The organism is Streptomyces sp. NPDC127092 (assembly GCF_042722475.1).
Classification (GTDB): domain Bacteria; phylum Actinomycetota; class Actinomycetes; order Streptomycetales; family Streptomycetaceae; genus Streptomyces.
Window position 1 is genome coordinate 34,257 of the sequence record NZ_JBHXFE010000025.1, and the last position, 21,867, is coordinate 56,123.

The following is a 21,867-nucleotide window of genomic DNA, read 5'->3' on the forward strand; positions in this document are numbered from 1 at the left end:
CTCCTCCGCCCGGTGCGCCTCCGCCCGGCACACCGGCCCCGTCACCGGTCCCGTACCAGGTCACGGAGTTGATGGCGGCTGCTGACACCGAGCTTGGGATACACGTTGTACAGGTGCGAGCCGATGGTACGGGGCGAGAGGAAGAGCCGCTCGCCGATCTCGCGGTTCGACAGACCGCGTGCGGCAAGCTGGACGATCTGCCGCTGCTGGGCCGTCAGTCGCTCCAGCGATCCGTCGTCCTCCGGGGCGGGCGCGGCGCCGCTGGCGCGCAGTTCGCGGTGGGCGGCGGCCGCGAGGGCGCCGGCGCCCAGCCGTTCGGCGGTCTCCACGACCGCGGTCAGCTGCCGGCGCGCCTCCAGGGTGCGGCGGCAACGGCGCAGCCAGATGGCGTAGTTGAGCCGGACGTGGGCGGTCTCCCACGGCCACCGGTTCGCCCCGTGGTTGACGAGCGCGAGCTGGAAGTGCTCCTCGGCCTCGCCGTCCGGGCCGACCATGGCGCCGGCGTGGTGCAGGAGCAGCGTCATCCTGGTGCTCGGGCGCTCGCCCTGCTCCGCCCGGACCCGCTCCAGGATGGGCAGGGCCTCGGCCGATCGTCCGGTCCGCTGGGCGGTGATCGCGAGTTCGGCGATGCTCCGGGCCGACAGGAAGGGGTGCAGGGGCGCTCCGTCGGCCCCGAACAGGTCGCGCAGCTGCCGCCATGCGCCTTCCATGTCTCCGTGCGCGAGGGCGGCCAGTCCGCGGCCGCGCAGCAGCCGGGCGTGGGTGGCACGGTTCTCGTCCAGACAGACGGCACGCCAGACCGCGGGGGTGAGCGGGGGCTCCGCCGGGAGGGTTCCGCGCAGTGCGCGCACGGTGAGGGCCTGTGCCTCCAGATCGGCCTGGAGGCGGGGAAGGCGCAGCACAGCGGCCTCCTCAAGGGCGCCCTGGATCACGGTCTCGGCCTCCGGGAACCGGCCGATGGCGACGAGGGTGTCCACGAGGGCGAGGACCGACCAGCCGCGCAGGCCGAAGGCGCGGGCGGTCCGCAGCCGGTCGTCGGCCGTGCGCGACTGCCCCAGTTCCACGTCCGCCTCGTCCGCGTGGTGGGCCACCGCGGTGAGGACCGCCCGGGCGGCCGGCGTGTCCGGACCGGCGGGCGGGGCGCCGTGCCGCCGGCCGAGGCCGGACAGCGAGCCGGTGGCGGACCGGGGCCGGGCCACCACGGTGACCAGCGCCTCCAGCGCTCGCCGGGTGTGCGGTGTGTCCAGGTGGACCAGGGGTCCGGCCGCGGCGGAGGGCCGGCGCTCGGGCCCCTCGGCGGCCTGCCGGGCCCGGTCGAGCAGCGTGGCCAGGGCCGCCGTGTGCTCCGGCAGCCCGGACTGGTGGGCGATGCCCGCCGCCAGGCCCACGAGCGCGAGCGCGAGGGTCCGGTCGACCACGGGCAGGAGCTCCGAGACGCCGGTGAGCAGCTCGAAGGCCTCGCGCTGGGCGGACTCCTGGGAGAGCGTGGAGGCCAGGGCGACGGCCGCGGCGCAGGTGAGCTCCGGATCGGCGGATTCCCGGACGACCCGGCCGTACAGCTCCCGCACCCAGCCGGGGTCGCCCACGGTGTGCGCCGCCGTCAGCGCCTCGGCCAGCCGGCGGGCGCGTTCCTGGCGCCCGGTGCTGAGCCGGGCGGCCCGCTCCAGCGCGTGCGCGGCCTCCACCGCGTCCCCGCGTCGCCAGGCGGACGCCTCCAGTTCGGCGGCGACGGACGCGTCGGTTCCGACGGTGGTGGCGGCCAGGTGACGGGCCCTGACCTCGGGCAGCGGGGCGGCCTCGGCCAGGGCACGGTGGGCCTGCTGGCGCTCGCCCGCCGGACGCCCGAGGTACGCGGCCGAACGCGCCAGCGGGTGGCGGAAGACGAGCCGGTCCTCGACCAGCGTGACGAGTCCGGCCGCCTCCGCCGGCGCCCACACCGCCAGGTCACCGGTGCCCAGGGCGGCCATGACCGCGGCCACGGGTTCGCCGGGCCCGGCGGCCGCCGCGTACAGCAGGGCCTGGCGCGTCGCGGCGGGCAGCGCGTCGAGTCGTACGCCGAAGCGGTGCTCCGCGAACGGGTGCCGCTGCCCCTGCGCGCTCCGGCTCAGTTCCCTGAGGGCCAGGGGGTTTCCCTCGGCCTGCGCCAGGATCTCCAGCCGGTGCCGGCCCGTGGGCGGCGCCGGCTGGCGGTCGAGGAGCGCGGCGGCGGCGGTGCTGCTCAGCGGGCCGAGCCGCAGCGTCTCGGTGCCCGGCGGCGGGGCGGGGAGGGCCGCCTCGTGGCGGGCGGCGAGGAGGATCGTCATCGCGCGGCCGGCCAGCAGCCGGGCCGCGGCGAACAGCGACTCCAGGAAGACGCGGTCGCACAGGTCGGCGTCGTCCACGCACACCAGCAGCGGTCGGGCCGCGGCGAGCCGGTCGAGGAGCGCCGTCACCGCCGCGTGCAGTTCCGCCTCGTCCGGGCCGTCGTCTCCGCGCGACACGGCCGTCAGCACCCGGTGGTACGCGGCAGGCAGGGCGGCCAGCTCTTGCCGCACCGGCGCCAGCAGTTGCTGCAGACAGGCGGGCGCGTGCCGTGGGTCACCGGCCCAGCCCTGGGCGGACAGCACCAGCACGCCGTCGGCGGCGGCCCGTTCCCGGACGTGCCGGAGCACGGTCGTCCGTCCGATCCCCTCCTCGCCGAGGAGCAGCAGGCTCTGGGGACTGCCGGGCTCGCGCGACACGCACCGCAGGATCCGCTCGATCTCGCCGTCCCGGTCCAGGACGGTGTCCTCGTCGCCGATCCCGGGCTGCCGGGATGGGTGGACCGTCATGCGCCTCCTCCTGTGGCGGTGCGTGTTTTCCCTGGTCAGGTACATCATCGCGGAGGTCGGGGCAGGTCGCTTCTGTCAGATGACCAGTCGTCCCCGGTGCCGGTCCCGCCGGTCACCCCTGGCAGGATTGCCGCATCAACGGCCCGACGCCAAGGACGGTTCATGTACGCCGGCACCGACCCCACCTCCGATCCGGGCATCCTGGGCCGGGCCGCCGAACTGGCCCGCCTCGACCGTCTGCTCGCGGCCGTGGACGGCAGCGGTCCGCAGGTGCTGGTGCTGACCGGGGAGCCGGGAGCAGGGAAGACGACCCTCGTCGACCGGACGGCCGAGCGGGGCCGGGCCCGGGGCCTGGGGATCCTGCGGGTGCGCGGCAGCGAGGGCGAGAGGGGCCTCGGCCTCTCGGGCGTGCACCAGCTTCTGCATCCGCTGCTGCCCGGAGACGGACTGCCCGCGGCGCAACGAGCAGCGCTGGACCGTGCCTTCGGGCCGGAGGCGGCGCCGTACGAACGGGAACTCGACCAGCTGTCCCTGTGCGCCGGCGTGCTCGGGCTCGTCACCGAGGCCGCCGCACGGCGGCCGCTGCTCCTGCTCGTGGACGACGCCCAGTGGCTCGACCTCGGCTCGGTGGACGTGCTGGCCTTCCTCTCCCGGCGCCTGGAGGGCAGGCCGGTGGTGCTGCTCCTTGCCGCCCGTGAGGAGGGCGTGCCGGGTCGCTTCGACCGGGACTTCCCCCAGGTGACCGTGGGCCCGCTGAGCCGTACCGCGGCCAGGCAGCTCCTGGACGCACAGCCCGATCCGCCCCGGGGCAAGGCGCGGGCCGAGATCCTCCAGCAGGCGGCCGGCAATCCGCTGGCCCTGATCGAGCTGCCGCGCGCCCTGGCCCGGGGCCGTACCGGCGGTGCCGCGCTGCCGCTCACCGCACGCCTGGAGACCCTGTTCGCCGCCGACCTTCCCGGCCTGCCCGCACCCACGCGTGAGGCCCTGCTCCTAATGGCCGCGGCGGGCACGGCGCACCTGGCCGACCTGCTGCGCGCCGCCCCGTCGCTGGACGTCGTCCGGGCACTGGAGCCCGCCGAACGCGCCGGCCTGATACGGGTGGAGAACGGCCAGGCGCTGCCGCGCCACCCCCTGATCCGCTCGGCCGTCTACCACGCGGCCCCCTTCCACGAGCGCCGGCAGGCCCATCTGGCCCTGGCCGCCGCGCTCGCCGGGGAACCGGACCGCCGGGCCTGGCATCTGGCCGCCGCGGCGACCGGCCAGGACGCGGAGGTCGCCGACGCCCTGGCGGCGAGCGCGGAACGCGCCCGCGGCCGGGGCGGCTACGCGGCGGCCGCGGCGGCACTGGAACGCGCGGCGGAACTGACCCCGGCGCCGGAGCTGCGCGCACGCCGCCTGTTGACGGCGGCGCAGGCGGCCATGTTCGCCGGCCACCCGCAGTGGGTCGGCGACATGAGCGAGCGCGCCGGCGACCTGGCCGGGGATCCCCGGCTGCGTGCCGAGGCCTCGCTGCTGGGCGGCTGGGCCCTGGGCGTCACGCTCCGCCACGAGGACGCGCTGACCCTCCTGCTGGGCGTCGCCGAAGCCGCCGCGGCCGGGGCGCCGGATCTGGCCCTCAGCGCCCTGAGCACCGCCGCGACGTCCGTCTACAACTCCGGGTCGCCGTTCTACCGGGACGAGCTGCGGCGGATCGGCGATCTGCTCGGCGAGGAGGAGGATCCCGCCGCCCGCGCCTGGATCCGGGCGGTCATCGATCCCCATCGCGATCGGCCGCGTCTCGTACGGCACTTGGAGGAGGGACTGGCCGCCCTGTCTCACGAGGAATCACTCGGAGCACTCACGGCGCTCGGCGGCACGACCTGGATCCTGGACGAGACCGAGCAGGCCGTGCGCATCCTGCGGCGGACCTTGGACGTCCTCCGGCGCGCCGGCAGCGCGGGCACGAACGCGACCGTCACCCAGGCGCTCGCCCTCGCCCTGTTCGAGAGCGGATCGTGGACGGCGGCCGGGGAAGCGGCGGACGAGGCGTTCTGGATGGCGGCGGAAGCGGGAGCCGACAACGTGACCGTGGGCGCCCGCGTCCTCCGGGCCACGCTGAGCGCTCTGCAGGGCGACCACGCGGCGGCGCGGAAGCAGGCGATGGAGGCCGTACGAGGCGTGGACCTGCGCCGGTCCCTGAGCCTTCAGGTCCGCCACCGCCATGCGCTGGGCATGGCCGCGTTCGCCGCCGGTGACCACGCGGACGCCTACGAGCACCTGCGCGCGACCTTCACCCGCGACTTCCACCCCGCTCCCGTCCACTACCACACCTCCCTCTACTACCTGGGCGATCTGGCCGCCGCGGCGGTCCGCGCCGGGCGAACGGACGACGCGCGCACGGTCGTCGACGCCGTGGCACACCACCTGGAACCGGAACCGGACCGGTCCCCCCGACTGGCCGCCGTCCTGCACCGGGCCACTGCTCTGCTGACCGACACCGACGACGCCGAGACCCATTTCCGCGCGGCCCTGGCCGACTCCAGGACCGACTGTTGGCCGGTCGAACGGGCCTTCACCCACCTCGACTTCGGCGAGTGGCTGCGCAGGCGCCGCCGCACCGCCGAGGCCCGCCCGCACCTCAGCGCGGCGCTGGAGTGCTTCCAGCGCCTCGGCGCCCGCCCGTGGACCGACCGCACCGCCGCGGAACTCCGGGCCGCCGGAGCCCCGGGAGCGGCGACCGCGACCCCGGCGAGCGAGCTCACCGCGCAGGAACGAGAGATCGCCGAACTGGCCGCCCAGGGCCTGACCAACCGCGACATCGCGGCCCGGCTCTACCTCTCGCCCCGGACCGTCGGCTACCACCTGCACAAGATCTTCCCCAAGCTCGGCATCCGCGCCAGGGCCCAGCTCCGCGACGCCCTCTCGCGGGATCGGCAGGAGTGACCGAGCACGCGGAGCCGTCGCACCGGGAAGCCCGTCCCGCGCGGTCACCCTGAAGGACCGTCAACTTACTGATGCCTCTTGGGTACGCCGTTTGCCAGAGTGGGGGACGTGAGGGCCGCCCCGGGCGGCACGTCTGGGGAGGCCTGTGTGCTGCTGGTCGATCTGAAAACCGTGGAGCCGCGCGAGCGAGCGGACCTGTTTCATCACACGCTGACCGATGCGCGGGTGCCGAACCACGTCGTCCACGAAGAGCCCGACACGGGCATCCACGCCCGCATGGAAGCGTGGCGGGTGGGCGACCTCGACCTCTTCTCCACCCGTAACTCGGGCTTCGAGGTGCGGCGGACCGAGCGGCACGTCCGACACCACCGGAGCCATCCCGTCGTCGCCGTGTCGCTTCAGCCCGAGGGCCTGCACCGCGCCGAAGTAGCGGGCCGGAGGCGGCTGTTGGGGCCGGACGACATCTGCGTCTTCCACGAACTGTCGGCCCGCGTCTACGGCTGGTCCGGCGACGGGTCCTCCCAGGCCATCATGTTCGACATGGACCGCCTCGGCGTGCCGGTGGACACCGTGGTGAAGGCCTCGCTCCAGTTGCGCGCCAGCCCTCTGTACGACCTGGTCCTGCAGCATCTGCGCGGCGTGTGGCGCGATCCGGGCCGCCTGGAGGCCGATCCCGGCGCGCCGGCCCTCGCGAGTGCCACCACCGACCTGGTGCGCGCGCTGCTCCTGTCCGCCGCGCACGCCGAGGAGACCGCCGCGGTCACCACGGCCATGGACGACACGCTGCTCACCCGGGTCCTGGCCTACGCGCGCCGACACCTGGCGGACCGTGAGCTCACGCCCGAGCGGATCGCGGCCGAGCACGCCGTCTCGGTGCGGGGGCTCTACCTCCTGTTCAGCAAGGCGGGCATGAGTCTGGAGCAGTGGCTGATCACGGAGCGGCTGACGAAGGCGCGGCAGATGCTGGCCTCCTCGCGCTACGACCGTCTCACGGTCGCGGCGGTCGCCGCCCGGTGCGGGTTCCGCAGCCCGAGCCACTTCAGCCGCCGCTTCCAGGCGGCGTACGGACTGTCACCGAGCGAGTGGAAGCGGCAGCGGGGCAGCCTGTCCCCGGACGGTCCGGCGGCCGACGCGAAGTGACCGCCCGGGCGGTGCCGACGGGCCACCGGGCGTCCGGCGCGGTCAGACGGCGTGCAGGGCGGCGTGCAAGGTGTCCGTCACCTGGACCCTGGCGGCCCGGGAGGCGTGCGTGTCGCGGAGCAGGTCGAACAGCACGAATCCGTGGATCGTCCCGTGGTAGCGCACCGACACGACCGGGACGTCGGCGGCCCTCAGACGCGCCGCGTACGCCTCGCCCTCGTCGCGGAGCACGTCGGCCTCGGCGATGAGGACGAGGGCCGGCGGCAGTCCTCGGAGCCGGCGGGTGGGCACGCGCAGCGGGGACACGGTGCCCTGCGTCCGGGTCTCCGGGTCGGGGGCGTACTGCTGCCAGTACTCGGACATGGCGGCGCGGGTCAGGAAGTACCCGTCCCCGAACTCGCGGTAGGACGGGGTGTCCATCGCCGCGTCCGTCACCGGGCAGACCAGCACCTGGTGGCGGAAGCCCGGCCCGCCGCGCTCCAGCGCCACCAGGGTGAGGGCGGCCGCGTGATGAGCGCCCGCGCTGGCACCGACGACCGCCATCCTGCTCCCGTCCAGCCCCCATTGCGCGCCGTGGCGGGCGATCCACCGGGCGACGGTGTGCGCCCGCTCGACGGCGCTCGGATGCCGTCCGTCCTCCGGCACGTCGTACTCGGGGACGACCACGGCGGCGTCCGCTCCGAGGACGAGGTCCGTCACCAGGAACCGGTGCGCGTACGCGTCGGTCAGCATCCAGCCAAGACCGTGCAGGTACAGCACGACGGGGAGCTGTTCGTCGCTGCCGGCGGGGCGGAGGATCCGCACCCGGATCCGGCTGCCGTCGCTTCCCGGCAGGGCGAGCCACTCCTCCTCGACGTCGGGCTCCTCACCGCCGCCGCCGTCCCACAGGGCCGCCATGCGCGCCCGGGCCGCGGCGGCGTCGCCGGTCCGGGACGTGGGGCACGCGTACGCTTCGGCGAAGGCCCGCGCCCGTCGTTCGAGGACGGGCGTCGCCCGGTAGGGCGGGACATCTGCTTCCAACGGAACTCCTGCGCGGGGGGGCGGGCCGAGGGCCGGCAGCGGAGCGGCTGCCCGTCCGCGGCCGGGCGGACAGGCATCCGGTGCCGGAGTTCGCCTGCCGGCACGCGCCACCCACCCTAGGGGCCTCCTGGCGGCGCAGGGGCGGAGCCACCGTACTGACCCGTGCCGCTGAGTGCACACTTCGGGTGCCGCCCGGGCCTTCGCCCTCCGTGCGCAAGTGCAGTCAGATGACCTAACGCTTCTGTGACGCAGCCCCGGAGCATGGAGGTGGGCCGAGAAGGGTGCCTCCGTTCCCCCTCTCGCGCACCACGCACCGATACGGACGGCTGAGGGGAGTCCTCATGAGCGCTGCACCAGGAAGGGCCGCCATTTCCGGCACCCGGGCGACCGGAGATGTCGCGAGGGCGCTTTCGCGATGGCTGGCGCCCGTCCTGGAGCGGACGCGGCAGGACGGGCCCGCGAGCGGTTCCGTGGCCCTGCGTCACTTCGGCTACCTGCGGCTGATCATCTGCGAGTCGGGGCCGCTGCACCTCACCCGCGGCGAGGAGTCCGTCGCCAATGACGCCGGGGACGCCATCGCCGTGCTGATTCCGCGGAGCGGGTCCGTGCGTCTGGTCCAGGACGGCCGTGGTACCCGCGTGGAGAGCGGGCAGCTGGCGCTGGTCGACCTGCGCCGGGCCTTCTCGGTCGAGCAGCGGGAGCGGGCCCGGATCCTGTTCTTCCGCCTCCCGGCCCACGCCCTGCACCTGCCGGTGAGTGCCCTGCGCACCGTCACCGCCCGCCCCCTCGCCCTGACGGACGGAGTGACCGCGCTGCTGGCCCCCCTCCTCCTGGGCCTGGACGAGTCGGCCGCCCGGATGCCGGCCGCGGCGGGCGAGCGGCTCGGGGGCATCGTGACCGAGCTGGTGGCCGCCCTGGTCCACGAATTCACCGAGGCCGCCGCGGCGGAGGACCGGTCCGATCGCACGGGACGCCGCCGGCTGATCGGCAAGGTCCGGCAGTACATCGACCGGCACCTCGACGACCCCGACCTCTCGGTGGAGCGCATCGCCGCCGCGCACCTGATCTCGGTCCGCTATCTGCACCGCCTCTTCGAGGGCGAGGACGTCACGGTGAGCCGGCTGATCCTGCGCCGGCGGGTCGAGGAGTGCGCCCGGGAGCTCGCCCGGCGGGCACGCGTGAACCCGTCCGTCTCCGTGGTGGCGTCCCGCTGGGGCTTCCGCAACGCGGCCCACTTCAGCCGCGCCTTCAAGGCCGTCCACGGGTACCCGCCGCAGGAGTGGCGGCGCCGGGTCGCCGGAGCCGGGTCCGCCGCGCTCGCCGAACCGGGCCCGGCCGGCGTCGAGCCGCCCGCGGCCGCCTGAGGCAGGGCCCGCCGCGAAGGTCCCGTCGCCCGCGCGGGCGACGGGACCTCCGTGTCACCCGTCAGTCGTCGGCGTTCCGGGGCTCCCGGGCAGCCGGGTCCGGTCGTCCCGCCACGCGCTGGGCGGGACGCCGTACGCCGCGCGGAAGCTGCGGCTGAAGTGCGTGGCGCTCGCGAACCCCCAACGCCTCGCGACCGCCGCCACCGTGATGTCCCGCGACCCCGGGCGGCCCAGCTCCCGCCGCGCCTCCTCCAGACGGCGGTGCTGGATCCACCGGCCGATCGTGCTGCCGTGGCTCTCGAAGAGCCGGTGGAGATAGCGGACCGAGATGTGCTGGGCCGCGGCGACCGACGCCGGGCTCAGTTCCCTGTCCCACAGATGGGCGTCCACGTGGGACCGGATCCGGCGGACCAGGTCCTGGCGGTCCTGTCCGCGTTCCCGGGGCCCGGAGTCGACCTCCTCGAGGGCCAGCAGGGTCACGAACTCCGCCACGCCGCCGGCCAGATGGAGTGCCGTCCGGGGCAGGTACCCGGGCGTGACGCCGACCAGTTCCCGCAGGAGGGGAACGAGCAGCGGCGCCACGGCGCCGCCGGCGAACGGCGCCCGCCGGCCGAGAGCCCGTGTCTGGGCGTCGGTGAGCGTCAGGGCGCGGCGCGGCATCCGCACCAGGTGCAGCTCGAAGGCCTCGGACTCGTGGAGGGTGAAGCGTTCCGCCGGGTCGCACACGAAGAGCTCTCCCGCCCGGCAGGGTTCGGCCGCGTCCCCGCGGATCAGGGTCGCCTCGCCGGAGGTGTGCAGGCCGAGCAGCAGCCGCGGTTCGGCCGCGTCGTCGTCCGGCTCGCAGACGTACGACCGTGCCGCTCCCCGGATCGTGCTCACCTGGAGGAAGCCGAGTGCGGTGCGGGTGGTGGCGGGTGCGGGTGCCGGGCGCATGGGACCCCCTGGTCGGAGCGTTCGTACGGGTGCCGGAAGCGTCCCGGCGGGCGGGCCCCGCGCGGCGGCACGCGGGTCCGGACGTTCAGCCTGGGGCGCGTGCGCAGCCCGGCAGAAGGCCGTTCGGCCCTCTCTGCGCACAGGGGAACGGACCGTGCGCACGGGGGCATCGCGGCGGTGGCACGCTGGCCGGGCGGCACGAGGAGGCGACATCCGTGGAGAACGGCCTGGACGACGCGGCACTGGTCGGGCGTCGGCGCGAGCGCACGCTGCTCGAGCGGTCCCTGGAGGGGGCACGCTCCTCGGCGGGCGGCTCGGCGATGGTGCTGCGCGGCGACGCCGGCATCGGGAAGACCGCGCTGCTGGACTGGACGGCCGCGCGCGCCGAGCACAGCGGATTCACCGTGCTGCGGGCCAGGGGAAGCGAGGCGGAGGTCGGTATCGCCTTCGGAGCGCTGCACCAGGTGCTCGGCCCCCTGCTGGAGCGGACCCACGCACTTCCCCCGCCGCAACGGGCCGCTCTGGAAACGGCGCTGGGACTGCGGGACGGGCTGCCCTCGGGCGGATTCATGGTCGGCGCCTCTGCCCTCGCCCTGCTCGCGAACGAGGCACGCCGGCGTCCCGTGCTCCTCCTGGTGGACGACCTGCACTGGGTGGACTCGTCCAGTGCCGCCGTCTTCCTCTTCCTGTACCAGCGGATCACCGGCCTGCGGACGGTCATGGTGTGTTCGAGCCGCCCCGGCGACCCCGCGCTCGACGGCTGGCCCGCGCACCCGGTGGACGTCGAGGCGCTGTCGGGCGAGGAGTCCCGGGCGCTGCTGCGGCGCTGGCACCCCGCGCTGGCGGCCGGCACCGCTCGGCGGGTGATGGCCGAGGCCGCGGGCAATCCGCTGGCCCTTGCCGAGCTGCCCGGCCAGTTGGCGGGCGAGCACCGCAGGGGCGTCGTGCCGCTGCCGGAGCGGCTGCCGCTCGGGCAGCGGCTGGAGGCGCTGTACGTACGACGGCTGCGCACGCTTCCCGCGGAGGCGTCGAGGGTGCTGCTGCTCGCCGCCCTCGACACGGCCGGCGGCGCCATCCGGGAGCCCGCGTCCGGCTCGGACCGTGCGGAGCAGGTCCTCGGGCCCATCGAGGCCGGCGGGCTGGCCGGCCTGGATCACACCGGGCGGCTGGTCTTCCGGCATCCGCTGGTGCGCAGCGCCGTGCTCGCCGCCGCCTCGCCGGACCGGCTGCGGGCGGCCCACCGGACGCTGGCGGGGCGGCTGCGCGAGGACGACCCGCGCCGGCTGCTGCACGAGGCCGCCGCCGCCGAGGGGCCGGCCGAACCGCTCGCCGCGCGGCTGCAGGAAGCCGGCACGCGCATCGCGCTGCGCGGCGGTGACGCGGAAGCCGCCCTGCTGCTCGACCGCGCGGCGGCCCTCAGCGCCGACTCCGAGGCGCGGGCGCGCCGGCTGACCTGGGCGGCCGTGATGTCGGCCCGGGGCGGGCGTCTCGCGTACGCCGCGCGGCTGGTGGAGGAGCTCAAGCGCGGGCCGGTGCCGCAGGACATCGCCCCGCTGTTCGCCTACGCGGTCGTGTACGTCGACCAGAGCCACCACGTCGACTTCGCCTCGTCGTTCTCGCTGCTGCCGCGGGCCCTGGCCGCGCTGACCGCCCCCGGCGCGGCGGGGGTGCCGGGCTGCGGGGACCTCGTGGAGCAGATGTTCTTCAAGCTGCTGCTGGCGTCCACGTACACGGGCGACCCCCGGGGCTGGGAGACGCTGGAGCGGCATCGCGATCACGTCTCGCCGGCCGCCCGGCTGTGCCACCGCGCCTGGGCGGACCCGCCGCGCACCGCGCACGGCGCGGAGAAGGAACTGCGGGAGACCGTGGCGCGCATGACCGCCCGGCAGGAGACGGGCAGCGCCTGGCTGCTGCTGTGGGCGGCCGCGGCGGTGGACGGTGCCGATCCGGAGCTGTGGCGCCTGTTCGGCGGGGAGCACGCGTACGCGACGCAGGGGTCGGTCGCGAAGGCGCAGTGCTACGCGGCGTTCCAGCACGGCCGTTGGGACGCGGCGGAGGACTGCCTGCGGAAGGCCGACGCCGCCGAGGAACTCGGCTACCACACCAACGCCCTGCTCTTCCGGCACTACTACGCCCACTTCCTGGCGGGCCGCGGCGACGAGCGGGGACTGCGGGAGGTGCGGGAGCGGATCGAGCCGATCGCGGCCCGGGCCCGGCTGCGGTTCGTCACGGACCACCTGGACCACCTGGAGGCGCTGGCCGCTCTGGCGCACGGCCGGCACGAGGAGGCGTACGTGCGGCTGCGCCGCATGATCGCGCCTGGCGAGCTGCCCGGCGAACCGGCCTGGTTCCACCTGCCGTTCTTCGATCTCGTGGTCGCCGCCGTGCGGTGCGGCCGCCGTGCGGAGGCGCGCGCGCAGGTCGCGGCGGCACGGGCGGCCCGGATGGACGAGATCTCGGCCCACCATGCCTTCCTGCTGGCCGCGGCGGCCGCGCTGGTGGCCGACGGCGACGAGGCGGACGCGGCGTACGCGGCGGCCTACGCGGTGCCGGGCTCCGGCCGGTGGGTCTTCGAACGGGCGCGGTTGCGACTGGCCCACGGTGCGTGGCTGCGCCGCCGGGGGCGGCGGGCCGAGGCGGACGAGGTGCTGCACGCCGCGTTGCGGACCTTCCGCGAGCTGCGGGCCGCGCCCTGGGCGGAGCAGTGCCGGGCCGAACTGCGGGCCGTGGGCGGCCTGCCGGAGGACGCCCCGGCGGCCGAGGCCGGCGCGCTCACCGCCCAGGAGCTGCGCATCGCCCGGCTGGTGGCAACCGGACTGACGAACAAGGAGGTCGGCGCCGTGCTGCACCTGTCGCCGCGGACGGTCGGATCGGCCCTCTACCGGATCTTCCCCAAACTGGGGATCACCTCGCGGGCGGCCCTTGCCCGGGCGCTGTCGGGCCTGCCAGAGCGCGCGCCACTCCGGCACGGGTCGTGATGCCCAGCTTGGGGAAGATCCGGTAGAGGTGCGCGCCGACGGTACGGGGCGACAGCCCGAGCCGCTCGCCGATCTGGCGGTTGGTCAGGCCGTCGGCGGCCAGCGCGGCGATCCGCGACTCCTGGGCCGTGAGCAGCGGATGCGGCCCGGCCGCGGAGCCGGGCGGTGCGGTGCGCGCGACCGCCGCGTCGTGTTCCCGCGCGGCCTGTTCGGCCCAGGGGGTGGCCCCGAGGCGGGTGAAGCCGGCGAGCGCGCTGGCGCAGTGCGCGGCGGCGGCCTCGTCCCGGCGGTGTCGCCGCAGCCGTCTGCCGTGCGCCAGCCGGGCCCTGGCCAGGAGAAAGGGCCGGCTGTCGGCGCCGGGCGCGGCGTACACGGCCGCGTAGCGCTCCTCCGCGTCCTCGTCGTCCGCGGCGAGCGCCTCGGCGACGGCGACGAGGAGGGCGTGGTGAGGCGAGACGCCGGCGATTCCGGCGGCCCGGACCGCCCGCAGATGGTGCCGGGCCTGCGCCTCGCGCCCGCTGTCGACGGCGGCCTGCACCCAGTCGACCAGCGAGAGGTGGAAGCCCGGGCGGCGGGACGGGACGACACCGGGCAGGGCGAGGGTCCGTGCGTGCTGCCAGGCCTCCTCGGTCCGGCCGTGGGCGAGGGCGCACGACAGCGTCGAGGCGGTCAGCCGCTCGGTGACGGCGCGCAGCCGCCGCACGCCGGCCGACGCCCCGAGCGCGGCCTCCAGCTCGGCGAGCCCGGCCCGGTCGCCGCGGGCGGCCAGGACCTCGGCCACGTTCATCAGGAACAGCGTCTCGTTGAACACGTGCCCGCAGGCGGCCGAGGTCTCCGCCCCCTGGCGGGAGACGGCGAGGCACGCGTCCCAGCGGCCGTGCAGGAAGTCGTCGTGGGCCCGGACGACGTCGAGGAACGCCTGCGTCGCGTACGCGCGGGGCCGCGCGAAGCGGCTCCACAGCTCGTCGTGCTCGCCGACCGCGTCCAGGGCGGCGGCCGTCCACATCAGCAGCCAGGCGGCGGGGGTCTCCCGGTCCCGCGGCAGCGCGGCGATCTCCGCACGCAGCCGGTCCCGCACGTCGTGGACGGTGTCGTACGGCCCTGCCCAGGCGCGCCGGCACAGCACCGCCGGCTCGGACCCGTCCGCGGCGCGGTGCTCGACGGCGTCCCACGCCCGCTCGTCCCCGGTGAACACGGCGACGACGACGAGCAGGAAGAACACCGCGTCGTGCAGGGCCGCGGACGGCGACCCGGCCTCCGGTGCGGCCGTCTCGTCCAGGGCTCCGGGGAGCAGTTCGATCGCCCGCGCCGGGTCACCGTCGAGCTGGAGCCGGGTGTAGGCGAGGGCGAAGGAGTGCGCGGCGGCGGGTTCGGGCCTTCCCGGGCGGGCCTCGGCCTCGGCCTCGGCGGCGAGTTGCACCGCCAGACGCAGCTGTCCGCTCCGTGCGGCGAGGGCGGCGGCGGCGAGGAAGCGCGCCACGCGGCTCGCCGTGTCCGGGCTGAGGCCGGCCGCCCGCGCCATGGTGCGGGCCGCTTCCGTCTGCGCGCCCCCGGCGGCCATCCGGTCCGCTTCCTCGTGCAGCAGCGCGGCGAGTTCGCCGTCGGTGCCGACGGCGGCGGCCGCCAGGTGCAGGATCCGCCGGGGACTCGTGGCGGGCAGGACGTCGGCGAGCAGCCGGTGTGCCGCCCGGCGTTCGGCGGGCGGGGCGAGGTGGACGAGACCGGCCCGCACCAGCGGATGGCGGAACACCAGGCGGTCGGAGTCCGGATCGGCGTACGCCAGCCCCGCGGCCTCGACGTGGCGCCGGAACTCCGGCCAGCCGGCGCCCTCCACGCGGTCCGCCGCGTCCCGCAGCACCGTGGTCCGCCGGGCGGAGGAGCCGCCGAGGGCCGCGGCCAGCAGCAGACGGCGGCTGCTGCCCGGCAGCGCGCACAGCCGGTCCTCGTACAGACGCCCGAGGCGTTCTCCCAGTGGGAGTTCGCCGAACGGCCCGGTCATGCCGCTCGCCGACGGTTCCTCCAGGTGGGCGGGATCCTCGGCGACCGCCGCGCGGATCCGTGCCGCCAGCTCATGCAGCGCGAGCGGGTTGCCGCCGGCCGTGTGCAGCACCCGGCGGCGCGCCTCGTCGGGCAGCCATGGCTGGAGGGTGCGCAGGAGCCGTTCGGCCTGCCGCTCGTCGAGCGGCTCCAGGTCGATCACGCGTCCCGGGAGCGCCTGCCCCGCGTCCGGGTCGTAGGGGCCGGCGGCCCCCGCGTACCGCGTCGCCCCGATGAGGACGACGGGCAGCCGGGACAGGCGCGCCTGGAGGTGTCCGAACACGGCGGCGCTGGACGGATCCGCCCACTGGAGGTCGTCCAGGAGCACGACGACGGGGCGGCGCGCAGCGGCCTGGGCGAGCAGGGTCAGCGCGGCGCCGGCCACGGCGGGTCCCGCGGGGGGTGTGCCCTCACGCAGACCCAACGCGCCGTCCAGCACGTCGCGTTCGTCCTCGGTGAGCGTCCGGACGTCGTCGAGCAGCGGCCAGAGCACCTGGTGCAGCGCGGCGTACGGGAGGCGCGACTCCGCTTCGGCGCCGGCCATCCGCAGCACGCGCAGCCCCGCGCGCCGGGCCGCCGCATCGGCCGCCTTCAGGAGCGCGGTCTTCCCCATGCCGGGGTCGCCGCGCAACAGGAGGGATCGGCCGGTGGACCGGATGTCCGCCAGCGCCGAGTCGATGACCGCGAGGTGCGCGTCCCGCCCGGTCAGGACCGGTACGGCCCTGCCGTCGTCGGGCATGCTCACGGCACTCATGATCCCGTTCCCCGCCCTCCGCGCCGATCGTCGCGGCCCCCGCCCTGTCCTCCGGCCGCCTGACCAGTAGACCAGACGGGGAGAAAAGAGCGGGAATCACGCGGCCCGGGGCCAGGGCGTCACTTCGCCAGGAAGGCGAGGAGGGCGGTGTTGACCTCCTCGGCGTGGGTCCACAGCAGGCCGTGCGGGGCTCCCTCGATCTCGACGTAGTCCGCGGAGGGGAGCGCCTTGTGGAAGGGGCGCGCGGTGCCCTCGGCGGGCAGGATGCGGTCGGCCGTGCCGTGCAGGATCAGGGCGGGCACGTCGATGGCGGGTATGTCCGCGCGGAAGTCGGTGTACCAGGTCGACGGCGCGGCGGAGGCGGCGAAGGAGCCGCCGCCGGCCGCGGTGTTCCAGCTGTTGCGGACCGCTTCCTCGCTGATCCGGGTACCGAGGTTCTCGTCGAGGTTGTAGAAGTCGCCGAAGAAGGCGGTGTAGTAGGCGTAGCGGTCGGCCTTGACGGCGGCGACGACCCCGTCGAAGAACTCCTTCGGGGCGACGCCGTCGGGGTTGTCGTCGGTCTTGAGCAGGCAGGGCTCCAGGGAGGCCAGGAAGGCGACCTTGGCGACGCGGGCGGAGCCGTACGCGGAGACGTAGCGGGCGACCTCACCGGTGCCCATGGAGAAGCCGACGAGGACGGCGTCGTTCAGGTCGAGGGTCTCCATCACGGTGTTCAGGTCGGCCGCGAAGGTGTCGTAGTCGTAGCCGGTCGTCGGCTGGGAGGACTGCCCGAAGCCGCGGCGGTCGTACGTGATCACGCGGTATCCGGCGTCGAGCAGCGCGGCGCTCTGGCGCTCCCAGGAGTGGCCGTCGAGCGGGAAGCCGTGGATGAGGACGACCGGCTGTCCGGCGCCGTGGTCCTCGTAGTAGAGGTCGATGGGGGTGGTGTTCTCCTGGCCCACGGTGATGTACGGCATGGGTGTTTCCTCGTTTCGCAGTGGATGGTCCGTGACTTGGTGCGGTACGGAACGCCCCGACGCTACGGTCGGGGACGGACCGCCGGTTGTCGTGCCGCGCACGACGTCTTGCCCAGGAGTGCAGCGTCCTCACGAGCGGTGGTCGGCACCGCGACGCGCCGGACGCCCTGGCTGTGTGTCAGGAGGCGGTGGACCGGACCGCCTCCTGGATCAGCTCGGCCACGGCCTTGGGCTGGGCGAGCATGACCAGGTGCGACGAGTCCACCTCGACGGTGGTCATGCCGGCCCGCTCGTAGCCGTAGCGCTCCACATCGGGGTTGATGGTCCGGTCGGCGGAGGCGACCAGACCCCACGAGGGCTTGCTCTTCCACGCCGCGACCGGCGCCGTCTCCGTGAAGGCCCGTGCGGCGAGGGGCCGCTGGGAGACGGCGAGCACCGCGGCGAGCCCGGGTTCGACGTCCGCGGCGAACAGGGCGGGGAAGCGGTCGGCGGCCACCGAGACGTCGGTGCCTGTCTCGGTGGAGCCGGGCACCGGGAACGGCGTGTAGACGAGGGCGTCGGCGAGACCGGAGTCGGGGAAGCGGCCCTGCAGCTCGCCCAGGCTCTCGCCCTCCTCCAGCGCGTATCCGGCCAGGTAGACCAGCGCGCGGACGTTGTCCTCCGCACCGGCGAGGGTGATGACGGCGCCGCCGTAGGAGTGCCCCACGAGGATCACGGGGCCTTCGACGGCACGGACCACGGAGGCGATGTACGCGGCGTCGTCGACGAGGCCGCGGTTGGGCACGGCCGGAGCCACCACGTCCAGGCCGGCGGCGGTCAGTTCGGGGATGACGCGGGCGAAGCTGGAGGCGTCGGCGAAGGCGCCGTGGACCAGGACGACGGTGGGGCGGGCGTGTCGGGGCATGGGTGAACTCCTCGGTGAGTGGGTGCGGAAGGTGGTCAGGGGTCGGTTCACAGGCCGAAGCGGGCGCGGCGCCCCTCGGGCACCAGGTCGGCGTACTCGGGGTGCCTGCCGATCCAGCCGCGGATGAAGGGGCAGTACGGCAGGACGCGCAGGCCGCGGTCCCGGGCGTCGTCGAGGGCGCCGCGGGCGAGCAGCCCGCCCAGGCCCCGGCCGCCGAAGCGGGGGGCGGTCTCGGTGTGGATGAAGGCGATCTCGCCCTCCGAGAGGTGGTACTCGGCGAAGCCGGCGGTCTCGGTGGCGCCGTCGCCGGCATCGGCGTCGACGACGATCTCGTAGCGGGACTTCTCGGGCCGGTCGATGACCTGGGGTTCCATGGGCGTTCCTGTCGGGTCGCGGTGGTACGGGGCCGGGGCCGGGGTCAGAGCGTGCGGCGCACGCCCGCCTGGCGTTCCAGGTTGCGGAGCTGGACGCCGAGGTCGCCCTCCACGGCGAGGTGGGCGGGGCCGCTGCGGCCGATGGGCAGGACCTGCTCGCTGCGCATGTCCTCGAGCATCAGGGCGAACGCCGTGTACATCGCGACGAGCGCCACCACGAGGCCGAGCGCCCCGGACGTGCGCGTCAGCCAGTCGGCCCCGGTGACGCCCGCGAGGCCGGTGGCCGCCCAGCGGGGCAGGGAGACCGCGAGGACGAGCCACAGCGCCCGCTTGGGCCCGGTCACGGCGGTCATCAGCGCGCCGAAGCAGAGGAGCGCCAGGTTGAAGACGCCGAGGACCTTCGGGCCGTCGGCCGCGCCGCTGAGCATGATGAGCGCGTAGGGCAGCCAGCTGCCGGCGAAGACCGCCATCAGGGTCGCCGCGATCACGTCACGGGCACCGAAGGCCAGGTAGCTGACCAGGAGTTGGAGGACGAAGGCCGGCAGCACCGTGAACGCGACGGCGGCACGGGCCTCCTCCCCGAGGATCCCGAGCTGGAGGCATCCCGTCATCACGGACGCGAGGGCGATCGTGAAGAAGCCGAGCGGCATGGGCGAGGCGATGGGGCGCAGGTTGATCCGGGTCATCGACCGGAGGTCCGGCTCGAAGCGGCGTCCCGGTGGCGCGGCCGGGTCCTGTTCGCCGCCGTCGGCGGCCGGGGAGGCGGCAGTCATCGGATGTCTCTCTTTCAGTGATCGAAGCAGGGGTCGACGAACGACGGCTGGGCGTCGGGAACGGAGCCGCGCGCGACGCGCCACCGGCGGTGCTGCTCGGACTCGGCGACGGCCTCGGCCACCAGCGAGGCCTGACGGGCACCGCTCTGGTAGCCGCCGAAGCGGGCCACGGGGCTCCACTCGGGACTCACCGGCGGGACGGCCTCGTCGAGGCCCTCGTACTCCCCGGTCGCGTAGACGATCCGGCCGCCGACGACGGTCAGGACGGACTCGATGTCGGGAATGACGTCCTCGGGCACGGTGAGGAAGTCGTCGGAGAGGATCGCGAGGTCGCCGTAGCAGCCCTCCCGCAGGGTTCCCTTGACGTCCTCCTCGCCGGTGAGCCGCGCTCCGCCCCGGGTATAGAGGCCGAGGGCGGTCTCCCGGTCGATCAGGTTCCCGGCCGGGTAGAGCGCGGTGCCGCCGACGGTGCGCCCGGTGACCAGCCAGTGGAGCGCGACCCACGGGTTGTACGAGGAGACGCGGGTGGCGTCGGTTCCGGCGGCGACGGGCAGGCCGCGGTCGAGCATGGCCCGGACCGGCGGGGTGTGGGCGGCGGCCTCGGCGCCGTAGCGGTCGAGGAACGCGGCGCCCTGGAAGGACATCCGGTTCTGGACCGAGACGGCGCCGCCGAGGGCGGCGATCCGGTCGAGGCTGGCGGCCGAGACCGTCTCCGCGTGGTCGAAGAGCCAGCGGTTGCCGCCGGGGAAGAGCCCCTCCGCGGCGAGCTTCTCGAAGACGGCCAGGTCGCGTCGGATCGTCTCGTCGTAGGTCGCGTGGAGCCTGAATCCCCAGCCGTGCTCCAGGAGGAGCCGTACGGCCTGCTCGAACTCGGTCTCGTAGCCCGCGGCGAGCTCGGGCCGGGGCTCGGAGAAGTTCTCGAAGTCGGCGGCGGACCAGGTCAGGTTCTCGCCCGCGCCGTTCAGCCGGAGCCACTCGTCCCCGTCCCCGGGCTTGACCATCTCGGTCCAGCGCCTGAGGTCGGCGAGCTCCTGCCCGGCCGTCTGCGGGAAGAGGTGGTAGGCGATCCGGAGCGTCAGCTCCCCCGACCTGGCGAGGTCGACGACCGTGGCGTAGTTGTCGGGGAAGTTCTGGAACCCGCCGGCGGCGTCGACGGCGGACGTCAGCCCGAAGCGGTTCAGCTCGCGCAGGAAGTGGCGCGTCGACGTCCTCTTGTCGGCCTCGTCGAGGGCCGGCGCCTTCGCCAGCGTCGAGTAGAGGATGAGCGCGCCCGGCGCCGCGAGCAGCACACCGTTGGGTTCGCCGTCCCGGCCCCGGACGATCTGCCCGCCGCGCGGGTCGGGGGTGTCGCGGGTGAACCCGGCGGCCTTGACGGCGGCCCGGTTCATCAGCGCGGACTGGTAGAGGTGCAGGACGAAGACGGGGGTGTCGGGGGCGGCGGCGTTCAGCTCGGCGACGGTCGGCATCCGGCGCTCGGCGAACTGTTCGGCGGTCCAGCCGCCGACGACCCGGATCCACTGCCCCTTGGGCGTGCGGCCGGCCTGCTCGCGCAGCATCGCCAGGGCCTGGCGGAGGCTGCGTACGCCGTCCCAGCGCAGTTCCAGGACGTAGTTGAGGCCGCCGCGGATGACGTGGAGGTGGGAGTCGTTCAGGCCGGGGATCACCCGGCGGCCGAGCGCGTCGACCACCCTGGTGCCGGGCCCGACGAGGTGGGCGAGGTCGTGGTCGTCGCCGAGGGCCGCGACCCGGCCGTCGCGGACGGCGACGGAGCGGGCCTCGGGACGGTCGGGGTCACCCGTGAACACCTTGGCGTTGCGGACGAGGAGATCGGCGTGTGCGTGCTCCCGCCGCGGGGCGGGGACGAGGCCCGCCACCGGCATGCTGGTCGACGGCCCGGTCATGCCAGCGCCTTGCGGAGGACGTCGGTGGCGAGGCCGATGGCGAGGTCCGCGGCCCACGTGTCGCGCAGCGCGTTCAGCATCACGAAGTCGTGGATGGTGCCCTGGACGCGCAGGGCGGTGACGGGGACGCCGGCGGCACGGAGCTTCGCCGCGTACGCCTCGCCCTCGTCGCGCAGCACGTCCGCCTCGGCCGTGATGACCAGGGCCTGCGGCAGGCCGGTGAGCTGCTCGGTGGAGGCGCGCAGCGGGGAGGCGGTGATCTGGGCGCGCTCGGCCTCTTCGGTCGTGTACTGGTCCCAGAACCACTTCATGGCGTCGCGGCGCAGGAAGTAGCCCTCGGCGAAGGCGTGGTACGACTCGGTGTCGAAGCTCGCGTCCGTGACCGGGTAGAAGAGGACCTGCTGGACGAGCGTGACGTCGCCGCGCTGCTTGGCCATGAGGGTGAGGGCCGCGCTCATGTTGCCGCCGACCGAGTCGCCCGCGACGGCGATCCGGGTGCCGTCGAGGTCCTTGTGGTGGCCCTCGCGGGCGATCCACTGGGCGACGCCGTAGTTCTGCTCGATCGCGACGGGATAGCGCGCCTCGGGCGAGAGGTCGTACTCGGGGAAGACCACGGCCGCCCGGGTGCCGACGGCGAGTTCGCGGACGAGCCGGTCGTGGGTGTGGGCGTTGCCGAAGACCCAGCCGGCGCCGTGGATGTAGAGGATGACGGGGAGCGGGCCGGTGACGCCGCGGGGGCGGACGATCCGGGCGCGGACGTCGCCGGTCGGGCCGCCGTGAACGGTGATCCACTCCTCGTCGACCTCGGGCAGGGGCACGCCCTCGCCGCTCTGGACGTCGTCCACGGCCTTGCGGCCTTCGGCGACGGGGATCTCGTAGAGGTACGGCGGCTGGGCGGTGGCGTCGGCGAACGCCTGGGCGGCGGGTTCGAGGACCGGACGACTGCTCATGAGGGGCTCTCCTTCGGGAGGTTCGGGAGACGGGAGAAAGATGGGAGATCG

The 21,867-nt window shown here is 75.1% G+C and carries 14 protein-coding genes; 4 read left to right on the forward strand and 10 right to left on the reverse strand.

Translation table 11 applies throughout. The features are described 5' to 3' along the window. Nucleotides 1-41 precede the first annotated feature (41 nt). The gene (locus ACFWJO_RS21350; RefSeq protein ID WP_386867312.1) at nt 42-2,810 is read right to left on the reverse strand and encodes an AAA family ATPase; all 2,769 of its coding nucleotides are present in this window, start codon (nt 2,808-2,810) and stop codon (nt 42-44) included. A gap of 162 nt (nt 2,811-2,972) precedes the next feature. Between ACFWJO_RS21350 and ACFWJO_RS21355 the strand changes: the two genes are divergently transcribed. Further along, nucleotides 2,973-5,732, forward strand: coding sequence for an ATP-binding protein (locus tag ACFWJO_RS21355; protein ID WP_386867313.1), 2,760 nt, complete (start codon nt 2,973-2,975; stop codon nt 5,730-5,732). 147 nt (nt 5,733-5,879) lie between these two features. Next, on the forward strand, nt 5,880-6,872 hold the full coding sequence (locus tag ACFWJO_RS21360) for a helix-turn-helix domain-containing protein (protein ID WP_386867315.1): 993 nt from the start codon (nt 5,880-5,882) through the stop codon (nt 6,870-6,872). A 42-nt stretch (nt 6,873-6,914) separates the two neighbouring features. Here ACFWJO_RS21360 and ACFWJO_RS21365 read toward each other — a convergent pair whose 3' ends face one another. Next, nucleotides 6,915-7,892, reverse strand: a complete 978-nt coding sequence (locus tag ACFWJO_RS21365; protein ID WP_386867316.1) for an alpha/beta hydrolase — start codon at nt 7,890-7,892, stop codon at nt 6,915-6,917. A 341-nt stretch (nt 7,893-8,233) separates the two neighbouring features. On the opposite strand from ACFWJO_RS21365, the gene ACFWJO_RS21370 reads away from it, so the two are divergent. Next, nucleotides 8,234-9,256, forward strand: coding sequence for a helix-turn-helix domain-containing protein (locus ACFWJO_RS21370; protein ID WP_386867318.1), 1,023 nt, complete (start codon nt 8,234-8,236; stop codon nt 9,254-9,256). Nucleotides 9,257-9,310: 54 nt separating this feature from the next. On the opposite strand, the gene ACFWJO_RS21375 is transcribed toward ACFWJO_RS21370, so the two are convergent. Next, nucleotides 9,311-10,189 carry an AraC family transcriptional regulator gene (locus tag ACFWJO_RS21375; protein ID WP_386867320.1) on the reverse strand — a complete coding sequence of 293 codons (879 nt, stop codon included), beginning with the start codon at nt 10,187-10,189 and terminating at the stop codon, nt 9,311-9,313. Between the two features lie 215 nt (nt 10,190-10,404). On the opposite strand from ACFWJO_RS21375, the gene ACFWJO_RS21380 reads away from it, so the two are divergent. After that, nucleotides 10,405-13,167, forward strand: a complete 2,763-nt coding sequence (locus ACFWJO_RS21380; protein ID WP_386867321.1) for an AAA family ATPase — start codon at nt 10,405-10,407, stop codon at nt 13,165-13,167. On the opposite strand, the gene ACFWJO_RS21385 is transcribed toward ACFWJO_RS21380, so the two are convergent. From ACFWJO_RS21385 to ACFWJO_RS21415, 7 genes are all read right to left on the reverse strand, one after another. Beyond that, nucleotides 13,094-15,943: an AAA family ATPase gene (locus ACFWJO_RS21385; protein WP_386867424.1), complete on the reverse strand. Its 2,850-nt coding sequence runs from the start codon at nt 15,941-15,943 to the stop codon at nt 13,094-13,096. The genes ACFWJO_RS21380 and ACFWJO_RS21385 overlap by 74 nt on opposite strands. Nucleotides 15,944-16,077: 134 nt before the next feature. Next, nucleotides 16,078-16,914: an alpha/beta fold hydrolase gene (locus ACFWJO_RS21390; protein ID WP_386867323.1), complete on the reverse strand. Its 837-nt coding sequence runs from the start codon at nt 16,912-16,914 to the stop codon at nt 16,078-16,080. Nucleotides 16,915-17,092: 178 nt separating this feature from the next. Further along, the gene (locus ACFWJO_RS21395) at nt 17,093-17,818 is read right to left on the reverse strand and encodes an alpha/beta fold hydrolase (protein WP_386867325.1); all 726 of its coding nucleotides are present in this window, start codon (nt 17,816-17,818) and stop codon (nt 17,093-17,095) included. Nucleotides 17,819-17,865: 47 nt separating this feature from the next. Next, a complete protein-coding gene (locus tag ACFWJO_RS21400) occupies nt 17,866-18,192 on the reverse strand; it encodes a GNAT family N-acetyltransferase (protein ID WP_386867327.1) in 327 nt (108 codons plus the stop codon). 44 nt (nt 18,193-18,236) lie between these two features. After that, a complete protein-coding gene (locus ACFWJO_RS21405) occupies nt 18,237-18,965 on the reverse strand; it encodes a GPR1/FUN34/YaaH family transporter (protein WP_386867329.1) in 729 nt (242 codons plus the stop codon). A 14-nt stretch (nt 18,966-18,979) separates the two neighbouring features. Continuing rightward, nucleotides 18,980-20,866, reverse strand: coding sequence for an amidohydrolase (locus tag ACFWJO_RS21410; protein ID WP_386867331.1), 1,887 nt, complete (start codon nt 20,864-20,866; stop codon nt 18,980-18,982). Further along, nucleotides 20,863-21,816, reverse strand: a complete 954-nt coding sequence (locus ACFWJO_RS21415; protein WP_386867332.1) for an alpha/beta hydrolase — start codon at nt 21,814-21,816, stop codon at nt 20,863-20,865. The genes ACFWJO_RS21410 and ACFWJO_RS21415 overlap by 4 nt, the downstream gene beginning before the upstream one ends. Between the last annotated feature and the right edge of the window lie 51 nt (nt 21,817-21,867).